10 protein-coding genes and 2 tRNA genes are annotated in these 11,574 nt (G+C 57.8%); 2 read left to right on the top strand and 10 right to left on the bottom strand.

The genetic code is table 11. The features are described from left to right. Position 1 precedes the first annotated feature (1 nt). Positions 2 to 77: transfer RNA gene (locus EGK14_RS20150), tRNA-Val, on the bottom strand. A gap of 262 nt (positions 78 to 339) precedes the next feature. On the opposite strand from EGK14_RS20150, the gene gltX reads away from it, so the two are divergent. Continuing rightward, complete coding sequence (gene gltX / locus EGK14_RS20145) at positions 340 to 1,755, top strand: glutamate--tRNA ligase (protein ID WP_125290870.1); 1,416 nt, start codon at positions 340 to 342, stop codon at positions 1,753 to 1,755. Positions 1,756 to 1,827: 72 nt separating this feature from the next. On the opposite strand, the gene EGK14_RS20140 is transcribed toward gltX, so the two are convergent. Continuing rightward, positions 1,828 to 2,187, bottom strand: a complete 360-nt coding sequence (locus EGK14_RS20140) for a YfeC-like transcriptional regulator (RefSeq protein ID WP_125290869.1) — start codon at positions 2,185 to 2,187, stop codon at positions 1,828 to 1,830. 151 nt (positions 2,188 to 2,338) lie between these two features. After that, entirely contained in the window at positions 2,339 to 3,127 is a 789-nt protein-coding gene (locus EGK14_RS20135; RefSeq protein WP_125290868.1) for a formate/nitrite transporter family protein, read from the bottom strand. Between the two features lie 414 nt (positions 3,128 to 3,541). Here EGK14_RS20135 and EGK14_RS20130 point away from each other — a divergent pair. Next, a tRNA-Ala gene (locus tag EGK14_RS20130) sits at positions 3,542 to 3,617 on the top strand. Positions 3,618 to 3,976: 359 nt separating this feature from the next. Here the strand turns inward: EGK14_RS20130 and EGK14_RS20125 are convergent. From EGK14_RS20125 to EGK14_RS20095, 7 genes are all read right to left on the bottom strand, one after another. After that, positions 3,977 to 4,732, bottom strand: a complete 756-nt coding sequence (locus EGK14_RS20125) for an alpha/beta fold hydrolase (RefSeq protein ID WP_125290867.1) — start codon at positions 4,730 to 4,732, stop codon at positions 3,977 to 3,979. A 10-nt stretch (positions 4,733 to 4,742) separates the two neighbouring features. Next, entirely contained in the window at positions 4,743 to 5,810 is a 1,068-nt protein-coding gene (locus EGK14_RS20120) for a class I mannose-6-phosphate isomerase (protein ID WP_125290866.1), read from the bottom strand. A gap of 119 nt (positions 5,811 to 5,929) precedes the next feature. Continuing rightward, positions 5,930 to 6,793: a glucose 1-dehydrogenase gene (locus EGK14_RS20115; RefSeq protein ID WP_125290865.1), complete on the bottom strand. Its 864-nt coding sequence runs from the start codon at positions 6,791 to 6,793 to the stop codon at positions 5,930 to 5,932. 236 nt (positions 6,794 to 7,029) lie between these two features. Further along, positions 7,030 to 8,634, bottom strand: a complete 1,605-nt coding sequence (locus EGK14_RS20110) for a rhodanese homology domain-containing protein (protein ID WP_125290864.1) — start codon at positions 8,632 to 8,634, stop codon at positions 7,030 to 7,032. Further along, positions 8,627 to 9,220: a cysteine dioxygenase gene (locus tag EGK14_RS20105; protein WP_125290863.1), complete on the bottom strand. Its 594-nt coding sequence runs from the start codon at positions 9,218 to 9,220 to the stop codon at positions 8,627 to 8,629. The genes EGK14_RS20110 and EGK14_RS20105 overlap by 8 nt, the downstream gene beginning before the upstream one ends. Beyond that, positions 9,217 to 10,200 (bottom strand): ABC transporter substrate-binding protein, encoded by a 984-nt coding sequence (locus EGK14_RS20100; RefSeq protein ID WP_125290862.1) that lies wholly within the window; start codon positions 10,198 to 10,200, stop codon positions 9,217 to 9,219. The genes EGK14_RS20105 and EGK14_RS20100 overlap by 4 nt, the downstream gene beginning before the upstream one ends. Next, entirely contained in the window at positions 10,200 to 11,282 is a 1,083-nt protein-coding gene (locus EGK14_RS20095; protein WP_125290861.1) for an LLM class flavin-dependent oxidoreductase, read from the bottom strand. Before EGK14_RS20095 ends, EGK14_RS20100 begins: the two co-directional genes overlap by 1 nt. Between the last annotated feature and the right edge of the window lie 292 nt (positions 11,283 to 11,574).

The following is an 11,574-nucleotide window of genomic DNA, read 5'->3' as shown; positions in this document are numbered from 1 at the left end:
GTGGTGGGTGATGACGGGCTCGAACCGCCGACCCCCTCCGTGTAAAGGAGATGCTCTACCAACTGAGCTAATCACCCCCGCTGTGTGGAGTCGCATTATAGGGATCGCGCAAAATGAGTCAACGATTTTTAGAAGGAAAAATTGCGTTCGTCTTAAAATTAAACAAGATGTTGCGATTTCAGGCAAAACCGTCACGGCGCTGTCGGCTTTTGCAGCAAAGGCGGCGCGAAAGCAGGGGATTGCCGTTGAGGATTCATCCTGGGATGATAGAATGTTGCCCACTTTATTCTGGATTTATCAGAGCTTCCCGCTTCTGATAGCGTAAAAAGGCAGCTGTTAATGAAAATCAAAACCCGTTTCGCACCCAGCCCGACGGGCTACCTGCACGTTGGCGGCGCTCGTACCGCGCTTTATTCCTGGCTGTTTGCCCGTAATCAGGGCGGCGAATTCGTGCTGCGTATAGAAGATACCGATCTGGAGCGCTCCACCCAGCAGGCTATCGACGCGATCATGGACGGCATGAACTGGCTGAACCTGGACTGGGATGAAGGCCCGTACTATCAGACCAAACGTTTCGATCGCTACAATGCAGTGATCGATCAGATGCTGGAAGCGGGCACGGCCTACAAATGCTACTGCTCCAAAGAGCGTCTGGAAGCGCTGCGCGAAACGCAGATGGCGAACAATGAAAAGCCACGCTATGACGGTCGCTGCCGCGACAGCCACGAACACCATGCCGATGATGAGCCTTGCGTAGTGCGCTTCCGTAACCCGCAGGAAGGTTCGGTCATTTTTGACGACCAGATCCGTGGCCCCATCGAATTCAGCAATCAGGAGCTGGACGATCTGATCATCCGCCGTACCGATGGTTCACCGACCTATAACTTCTGTGTAGTGATCGACGACTGGGATATGGAAATTACCCACGTTATTCGCGGTGAAGATCATATCAATAACACGCCTCGCCAGATCAACATCCTGAAGGCCATCGGTGCGCAGGTGCCTGTTTACGCGCACGTTTCCATGATCCTGGGCGACGACGGCAAAAAGCTTTCCAAACGTCACGGCGCGGTGGGCGTGATGCAGTACCGCGACGACGGCTATCTGCCGGAAGCGCTACTGAACTATCTGGTGCGTTTGGGCTGGTCGCATGGCGATCAGGAGATCTTCAGCATTGAAGAGATGAAGCAGCTGTTCGATCTGGATGCGGTCAGCAAATCCGCCAGCGCCTTCAACACCGAAAAACTGCAGTGGCTGAACCATCATTACATCACCACGCTGGCACCGGAGTACGTGGCGACGCATCTGCAATGGCATATCGAGCAGGAAAATATCGATACCCGCACCGGCCCTGAGCTGGCTCAGCTGGTGCGTCTGCTTGGCGAGCGTTGCAAGACGCTGAAAGAAATGGCCGCTTCCTGCCGCTACTTCTACGAAGACTTTGCAGAGTTTGATGCAGATGCGGCGAAAAAACATCTGCGTCCCGTAGCCCGTCAGCCGCTGGAGGTGGTTCGTGACAAGCTGGCCGCCGTCAGCGTATGGAATGCGGAAAACGTGCATCAGGCTATTCAGTCCGCTGCGGACGAGCTGGAAGTAGGTATGGGCAAAGTCGGCATGCCGCTGCGCGTTGCCGTTACCGGCGCAGGCCAGTCACCGGCGCTGGACGTGACGGTAGAGGCCATTGGCCAGTCGCGCAGCGTTGCGCGTATTGAAAAAGCGCTGGGCTGGATTGCGGCTCGCGAAGCGCAGGCTTAATTCCCTAAACAGAAGAACCGGCATCAGCCGGTTCTTTTTTCAACGTGCGATCTGCTCGGCAGGCGTGGAAACTTACTTCTCGGCCTGAGAAATTTCCAGCCGTTGCAGCATACCCTGAATACCTTCACGTAACAGTAATGCATAAAGCTTCTCTTGTTCATCGCTGTTCATTTGCTGAATAGAGGTCATTAGCAGAGCGGGAAGAGAGTTTTGCGTGACGCGATAGGTGGCGGTTGGCTCGGCGACGTGGCGGGTGGACTTCAGGAAATTTCTTACATTCTCATCAATATGGATCATGCGGGCCTTACCGCCCTGTACACCGGGCTTGGGTACGGTCGTCCACTGCTCTTTTTTAACCCATTTATTGATAGTCTGACGGCTGAAACCTGTTTCCTGTGCCAGTTCTTCCGGCGTTAACCATTCCTTTTTCATTATGCAATATCCTTTTTGCGTTGATATGTAACGGACATATATTACAGGAATTTATTGTTCAAACAACTAACAGGCAAGACTAATCTGAGCAGATAATTAGCAACGGAGAGAAATGATATTCCCCCTGCCGGACGGCAGAGGGAAGAAAGCCTTACTGTGGGGTAGCAGCAGACTGATTTTGCGGACGATAGGCGATGTAGTAAGCCAGACCGACAAACACCGCGCCGCCGACCGTATTGCCCAGGAAGACGGCAGCAAAATTAGGCAGGTAGTCGGCCCAGCTCAGCTGGCCGGCAAAAATAGCAGCCGGGATAATAAACATGTTCGCCACCACGTGCTGGAAGCCGATAGCTACGAACGCCATCACCGGGAACCACATGCCGAAAATCTTGCCGACCATATCTTTACTGGCGAACGCCATCCAGGTCGCCAGGCACACCAGCCAGTTACAGCCGATACCGGAAATGAAAGAATGCATAAAGTCGGCGTGGACTTTGGCCGAGGCGATAGCCACGGTCTTTTTAAGGTAGTCGCCTTCGGTCATGCCAAGCACATGGCCAAAGAACCATGCTACGGCAATACTGCCGATAAAGTTGGCAATGGTTACCCAGAACCAGTTACGCACTACGCTAAAGCCGCTGACCTGACGGGCGAACCAGGCGATCGGCATGGTCATCATGTTACCGGTCAGCAGCTCACCGCCAGCCAGCACGGTCAGAATAATCCCTACGGGAAACACCGCTGCGCCAAGCAGGCCGCCAAAGGAACCCCAGTTAGCGGGCAGCTGATTAATCACGTGCAGATCCAGCAGGAAGCCGGTAGCGATAAAGGCCCCTGCAATAAAGCCGAGGATCAACAGGGTAGGGACAGACGAACGGCTTTTGGCGATACCAGCCTGAATAGCGACCGCCGCAATTTCTTTAGGTGAGTACAAGGACATAGTGGCTCTGATTCTGGTGTAGTGAAAGAAAGAATGGCCGAATCCGTCGCGTTATACGCGCGCATCCAGCGCTGAGAAGGGTTCGGCATTCGAAAACGCGGGAAGTTTTGCACGAGATTTTAACAAAAACAAGCGCAATTAAGCGCACAATTAACGCTCTGTTTACAGGATTAAACCCGACGCGCTGTGATTGCAGCGGGAACGTTGCCGGATTGCATTCAGGACACCATTTGATCGCTGACATAACGGCGATTAAGGCGGATTATGCTGTGTGGCAAAAGGTGCGGATGCGGCCTTTTGCATCGCTTTGACCGCTTTTTCAGCGATCGAACACAGATCGACATTTTGCCGTTGACACGATCGGCCCCGTTTCATATTATGCCCGCCGTCAAGACGACAAAGGTTTTTCGGCTCGGGGGTATAGCTCAGCTGGGAGAGCGCTTGCATGGCATGCAAGAGGTCAGCGGTTCGATCCCGCTTATCTCCACCAATCACTTCTTCGTTTTTCTCTGTTTCTGGCAGCGTTTGCCCACCCGTTTTTCCTGTTTTTTCTTCTTGTTATCCGTTCTGCCTGTCAGCTCTCGCTCCCGTTTTGCCTGTTTCCTGTTAAATCGGGCCTTGCTGATGTAGAGGCGTTAAATCCTCCAGCTGGATAGCTGAATAAGTGCAGGGAAGCTGCTAAAGCCAGGGTTAAATCTTTCGCAAGGCCAGCGCCCCGTATTTCTCCTGAAAACGCCGCGACGGCGGTATTAACAGGAAAAATTACGCTAATTCCGTTTACAAAGCGCGTGCCAGCAATGCAGAAAAGGCAGGAGAAGGAGCGGAGACGGCCATCTCCGCTAAGATAAGTTAAAGCGCAGAGGCAAAGGCCAGCATTTTTTCAGCCAGCTTCTGCGGCGTCTGTAGCGGCATCAAATGGCCCGCGCCAGTAATGACCTCCAGCCGCCCGGCAGGCAGGTGTGAAAGCGTCATCTTCTGCTGATCTTCCGGAGAAGGCACCTGATCGTCAGCCGAACCGGCAACCAGCAGCGCCGGACAATGCACCGTGCCGATACGTTCAGACCAGTCTTCCCGGCTGCCAGCTTCCGGCCAGGCATGCCAGGCGGAGAGGTTGGCACGTCTGGCGTCTCGGATAGCAATTTCACGCACCACATCGGGCAAGCGCTCACCGGCTGCCGTATCCACAAACTGTTCCGCTTCCTGCCGACTGCCGCCGTACTGGCTCTGGCTGCGTCGATCTTCCTCGCTCATCGGCTGTGGGCCTGGCGGGGACGGCGCTACCAGAATCAGCCCTTTCAGGTAGTCTGGCCGACGTGCCGCCAGCGCCAGGGCGACTTTCCCGGTCATCGAGTGGCCGACCAGAATACAGTTGTTGAGCTGCAGTGCGCGAATGCTTTCGTCGAACTGCGCTACCATCGACGCCACGTCATAGCCGGCAATATTGGCTGCGGCGCCAAAGCCCGGCGTATCCAGCGTTACGCAGCGATGATGCTCGTCGAGCCAGCTGATGGTCGGATACCAGGTATGCCCGGAGCCGCCTAAATAGTGCAGCAGAACGAAAACCGGCGCATCGTTCGCCTTGCCGTGCAGAGAACAGGGCAGCATAAAACTACTCCTAACGTAATTGATCTTTGACATCACCGAGCACAGCGATAGCCTGCTCGTCATAGCCGCGCGTGCGCAAAGGCTGATTCACTTCGGCTTCCAGATCCGGTACATAGCCCACCAGAAACTCGCCCGGCGCGCTGAAAGTCACTTTGCCCAGCGCGGCGGGCAGCAGCAGCGTTTCCGCACGGCCCAGCGTCCAGCTTTCGCCCGCCGCTTCAATTTGCAGCGGCTCGCCCAGGTTGGAAATAATGCGCGCGCGCGTAAAGCCGTAGTCACAGGCGGCGGAAACCTGCCAGCGTTCCAGCGCGAAATAAGGCCCTGCGCAGCAAAACAGGCGCGTGACCCGATCGTTTTCTTCCAGCGTCAGGCCCTGATGCGGCCGAGTGGTCAGTTCGGGACGCAGCTCTGCCAGCAGCGCATCGATATTCTTCTCCCGCTCCTGCGGCGATATTTTGCTGCCGTCCTCCATCTGCCACGGCATTGCGTGCTGCTGGATATTGGACGTCTGCTCAATTTCATAAATCAGCGTATCCGGCCCGAAAGAGTGCAGCATGCCGCCCGGCACGTAAAAGGTGTCGCCGGTTTTAACCGGATAGCGTTCCATTACCTCGTCGTATTCTTCTGCCAGCAGAGCAGCGCGCAGGCGCTGCCGGCTGACGCCGGGTTTGATGCCTGCCAGGCAGCTGGCGCCGGGCGCGGCCCATAAAATATGCCAGGCCTCGCTTTTGCCGTTGGGCTGTTGCTCAAGGCGCTGCGCCGCCTCATCGTTGGCGTGGAGATGCACCGGCAGCATTCCGGTGCCGTCAATAAATTTGCTCAGCAGCGGGAAATGCGGGCCGCGCCAGCCGGGCGCAACCAGCTCGTCGGGATAGCGTTCGGTCAGCTCGTGCAGGCTCATGCCGGCATAGTCGCCGTTTTTAACGGTAGCGCGCATGCCTTCCACGTCACTGACTTCCCAGGTTTCCGCTATGCGTCCGTCAGGCAGGCCCGTTTTGGCAAGGTGGGTCTTAATCAGCTCGCCGCCGAAGATATGGGTAGCAATCGGCAGCGTCAGCCGTAAAGGATAGGCTTTCATCTTCGCTCCTTAAAAGACGTCCGTTCTCTGGCCTTAAGGCGTAACGAAGCCGTCCGGGCAGGAAAGCGGGAAGAGAACGGGCGAGAAGGCTATGGAGCCGCAGCCCCATAGCCAGACGATCAGATGACGGCAACGCCGCCGGTGACGGCGATGGTCGCGCCGGAGATATAGCTGGCTTCATCGCTGGCCAGCATCACATAGGCAGGCGCCAGCTCGGCAGGCTGCCCGGCGCGCTGCATCGGCACTTCGCTGCCGAAGTTTTTAACCTGTTCAGTCGGCATCGTGGCAGGGATCAGCGGCGTCCAGATTGGGCCTGGGGCCACGGCGTTGGAGCGAATACCCTTATCCGCCAGCAGTGCGGCCAGGCTGCCGGAAAAGTTGATAATCGCCGCTTTGGTGGCGGAATAGGCAATCAGTTTCGGTTTGGGCTGATCGGCATTAACCGAGGCGGTATTGATAATAGAGCCGCCCGCAGGCATATGCGGCACCGCCGCTTTGCAGATGCGGAACATGGCATAGATATTGGTCTTCATCGTGCGGTCAAACTCGTCATCGCTGATCTCATCCAGCGACTCACGGGTCATCTGGAAAGCGGCGTTATTGACCACGATATTGATTTCGCCGAAGGCTTCCACGGCCTTGCTGACGATAGCCTTGCAGTGTTCCGCTTCGGTCACGTCGCCAGCCACCAGGACCGCTTTCTGTCCCGCTTCTTCAATCAGGCGCGCGGTTTCTTTCGCATCTTCATGCTCGTCCAGATAGGAAATCAGCACGTCCGCGCCTTCACGAGCATAGGCTATCGCCACGGCGCGGCCGATGCCGGAGTCGCCGCCGGTAATAATGGCTTTTTTGCCTTTCAGACGGCCGGAGCCTTGATAGCTGGCTTCGCCATGATCGGGAACGGGCTGCATTTCGTTAGTGGCTCCCGGCCATGTTTGCTGTTGTTCTGGGAGTGGAGGTTGGGGGCGATTTGTCGTCGACATGGGCTCTCCTCTTGAACCAGCAAGAATGCCGGTAATAAATGAATTAAGCCGCCGCAGGAACCGGAGTTCGCTCGGCAACAGAATGAATTACAATGATTTTTACAACGGATTCGGTGATTTCTGACCGTTAAGGAATAAGCATAGTCAAAAAAAACGAAAGTGCTAAACCGATTCGACCAACGGGGCAGAAAAGCGGCGGGCGGGAAACCAGGCCGTTTCAACACGGCCTGGCAAAGTCAGGCGGAGGGCGTAAGGACGTTAAAACCGTGCGTGCCGTCGCGATCCAGCTGCGCAATCAGGCCATATTCCCAGTCCAGGTAGGCCTGCATCGCCGAGGCGGCGTTGTCAGTGCCTTCATAAGGGCGACGGTAGCGATCGTCCCGAGGCTGCAGCAGTCTGGTTTCGCCCTGCTGCACGGGTAAACCGGCCTTTCGCCAGGCTGCATTGCCGCCTTTAAGTACCGTTACCGGTTTTTGCGTCAGCGCGGACAGCTCTTCTACGGCGTAGCGGGCCAGCAGGCTGCTGCCGCAGGTCACCACGTAACGCTCTGCCGGCGGCAGAGCAGCGCTGCCCGTCCGCGTCAGCAGCGAGCGTTGCAGCCAGCACGCGCCGGGGATATGGCCCGCCACATAGTTAGCGCTGGTGGTGAAATCCAGCACCTGCGTATCGCCCGCTTCCAGCCATGCGGCCAGCCCGGCTGGTTCCACCTCCGGCAGGGCGGGCAGGGGCGGCACCGTGGGTTTCCAGTCGCCGTGCTCGATAAAATCTTGCCGGCTGACATTATCCACGACCGCAACGTCCCACCCCATCTGCGCCAGCCAGGAGGCACTCATATCGGCGCGCGCTTTTTTGTCGTCAACCAGCACGATTTTTGCCCCACGCACGCTGGCATAATGATCCGTTTCCTGTATCAGCTGGCCACCCGGCACGTGGCGAGCGCCGGGTAAATGACCCGCTGCGTATTCTTCGGCGTCGCGCACGTCAAACAGATAAACCGTGCGCTGGGTTTGCTGCCGCAAAGCGGTGATATCAGCGAGCGTAATCTGCCTGACGCCAGCGCGATCGGCAACCTTCCGGGCGCTGCGTGCGGCCTGAAGCTGCGCGGTCTCGCTCACCTCGCCGTAACGGCGGTTCTGCTGATGATCCAGCGCCAGCCCGGCCAGCGTCCAGCCAATGGTGCCGTTGCGCAGCGCATAAATCGGGTTACGCAGGCCCGCATTGACCAGCGACTGCGTACCGATAATGCTGCGAGTGCGTCCGGCGCAGTTGACGATAATTTTCGTTTCCGGCGACGGGGCCAGATCCCTGATCCGCAGCACCAGCTCGGCGCCCGGCACGCTGATGCCGCCCGGAATGCTCATGGTCTGATATTCGTCAAAACGGCGGCTGTCCAGCACCGCTACCGGCTCGCCGCTTTGTAGCAGGGCATGGACCTCCTGCGCCGACAGCGAAGGCGTGTGGGCGCGGCTTTCAACCAGTTCGCCAAACGCTTTGCTTGGCGAGTTGACGTCGATAAAGATTTCGCCGCCCGCTTCGGCCCAGCCCTGCAGGCCGCCCGCCAGCAGCGCCACGTTGCTGTAGCCCAGCGCGATTAACCTTTCGGCGGCGACCTGCGCCAGGCCTTCGCCGTTGTCATACAGCGTGACGGGCGTCGCCAGGCGTGGGACGCGGTTAATTATCTCCGGTTCCAGCTTCGATAACGGAATATTAGCGGCAAACAGCGGGTGGCCTTCGGCATAATAAGCCTCTTCCCGCACGTCCAGCAGCGCAGTTTCCTGGCGCTGGAGCAGGGCGTAGCGAATATCGCTGTAGTGACGTAAAGGCAGTGATTGCTTAGCCATGTGAGAGATCCCAGATATTTGGTAAAAAAGCGTTGTTATAGCCGGAGATAAACGGTTTTTCGCAGCCGTCTTCGTCATAAACGGCCCGTTTCACCGCGCCGATATTGCCGCCGTAAACGTGAATGCTGATGGAGGGGCGATCGATAAAAGCGTTACTGACGCAATGGATATCACCCACCTCAGGCGAAACTGCCTCTACGTCGCCAGCATTCAGGCGAACGGGCTCGCCTTCGGGCCAGAGTGCGCCTTGCTCATCACGACGGAAATGCTGCGCAACCTCCGCGCCGCGCAGCATGCCAATCAACCCCCACACCCGGTGATCGTGCACCGGCGTCGACTGACCTGCTCCCCAGACGAAACTGACGACAGAAAAGCGCTGCTGCGCGTCGGCATACAGCAGATATTGTTGATAGCGCTGTGGATCGGGCTGCGCAAAGGGCTCAGGTAGCCAGTCATCGTGGCGGATAAGCTGTTTTAGCAGCTCGCTGCCTTCTTGCAGCACGTGCTGCTCTGAAGGCCTGGAGTCCAGCAGCGCGGCCAGATCGCCGACAAAGGCGCGTAAACGATGATGCTGAAGGTTACTCATGGCTGTTCTCCCCCGGCAGGCTGTATTAATCCGGCGGCCGCCTGATTAGCCCGACCCGCCAGCTGATAATCGAAAGCCTGGTGGACATTCACCGCTTTCGGCAGCACGCGGTAACGTAAGAAAAAATCGGCGGAACGCTGGAGCGAATCCGCCAGCGCGGGTGTGAAATTGACCGGACGGATCTGCGCGCTGGCGATCCAGCGCTGCGTAATGGCGGGCGGCATCCCCAGCGATTTGCTTAGCGCGTCGGCAAAGGCTGCCGGATGCTGTATCGCCCAGATCTGCGCTTTGGCCAGTCGACCCTGAAGATCGGCGATTGCCTGGCGTTTAGCCGGATCTTTTAACGCTTCCTCGCGGGCAAGCGCATAGGAATAGCCGGAAAGAATACCTTTGCCGCCGCCCTGCGGTACCAGTACCGCGTTATCCACCACGACGGCCGAAGAGACGTAGGGTTCCCAGGTCGCCCAGGCGTCTACGGCGTGGCTGGCCAGCGCGGCGCGGCCATCGACCGGGCCAAGAAAACGCAGCTTAACGTCGGCGGGTTTCAGCCCGGCGCGCTCAAGCAGCCCCAGCACCAGATAATGTCCCCAGCCGCCGCGATTGACGGCGATCCGTTTGCCTTTCAGATCGCTCAGCTTATGGATGCCGCTGTCGGGCCGCGTCAGCAGGGCGATGCTGTCGGGATTGTTTTGCCATGCGCCTACCGCCTTCACCGGCGCGCCGGCGGCATAGACAAACAGGAAAGGCAGATCGCCGGTAAAACCTACGTCCAGCGCGCCGGCGTTCAGTGCCTCCTGCACCGGTGCGCCGGAGTCGAACGAGGTCAGCTTCAGCTCGTAAGGCAAATTATTCAGCTCGCCGGACTCTCGTAGCGAAATAAAGCGATCGCCCTTGACGTCACCCAGGCGCAGCGTCACTTTTTCTGCCGCCGTAGCGGCGCCCGCCATAACCGAAAGCAGGATGGCGACGACCAGACGCATCAGGCGCTCCTTGCGACACGGCGCGCCGCAACTTTTTCGCGCGTCAGCGGGATCAGCTCTTTGCCATACTCCAGCGCGTCATTGAGCGGATCGAAACCCCGGATCAGCACGCTTTCGATGCCCAGGCTGTAGTAATCAAGCAGCGCGTCGGAAACCTGATCCGGCGTGCCGACCAGCGAAGTGGAGTTATAGCCGCCACCGACCAGTTTGGCGATGCCGGTCCACAGATTTTTATCCAGGCGATCGCCTTCGTTAGCCGCGGCGAACAGCCGTTCCGCACCGACGCTCTGCGGCTTTGGCAGGCCGAAATCGTGGCCGGTAGCGAGCAGCTTCTGCCGGGCCGTTTCGCGGATATATTCCGCTTTTTCCCAGGCTTCTTTTTCAGTCGCGGCGATAATCGGACGGAAAGAGATATTAAAACCGATCTGTCGACCATGGCGAGCGGCGGCGGCGCGTACCGTGCGCACGGTTTCGGCCGCGCCCGCCAGCGGTTCGCCCCACAGTGCGAAAACGTCGGCATGTTTCGCCGCCACGCTGATTGCTTCCGGCGAGGAACCGCCGAAATAGACCGGCAGCTGCGGCTGTAGCGGCTTGACGGCGGAAAAGGCCTGTTCAGCCTGATAAAGCTCGCCCTGATGGTCGAAAGGCGCTTCGGCCGTGAGGCTTTTTTTCAACACCTGCAAAAATTCATCGGTGCGCGCGTAGCGTTCGGCTTTGTTGAGGTAATCACCGTCGCGACGCTGTTCGGCATCGTTGCCGCCGCTGATAATATGCACTGCCAGACGGCCGTCGGTCAGCTGATCCAGCGTCGCCAGCTTGCGGGCGGCAAGAGTAGGAGAGACAAAGCCGGGGCGGTGCGCCAGCAGGAACTTGACTTTTGAGGTATGCGCCGCCGCGTGGGCGGTGACCAGAAAGCCGTCGGGCTGATCTGACCAGTAACCGACCAGAACGCGATCGAAACCGGCCTGTTCATGGGCGCGGGCGAAGTCGGCGATGTACTGCTTGTTAAAAAGGGGGCCGCTGGGCGGAATAATTTCCGAGGCCAGGCGATGGCCGATCATGCCAAGAAACTGAATACTCATCCTGAATTCTCCGAAGTGGGCGGGCAGAAAAGGGCGTAGAAGGAACCCTACTTTCAGAGAAGTAAGCTGTGAAATTCTTATATGTGCTGAGGAAAGTTAAAAAACAGCTATGGCGGGGGCGGTTTTTGGCGCATAACGAACGAGGCGCTGGCTAAACGTTGCGTTGCGCTGACTGGACATTGAGGCGTGCTGATTTAACGCTGGGCCAGGTTGGCTGAATGCTGCGGCGTACTGATTAAAAGCTATGTAAGATTTCATAGCAGCAGCCCGCCATAGCAAATCCTCATCCTGA

The organism is Erwinia sp. 198 (assembly GCF_003937915.1).
Taxonomy (GTDB): domain Bacteria; phylum Pseudomonadota; class Gammaproteobacteria; order Enterobacterales; family Enterobacteriaceae; genus Erwinia; species Erwinia aeris.
Note: the sequence above shows the minus strand (reverse complement) of the source record. Positions and strands in the feature narration are given on the sequence as shown.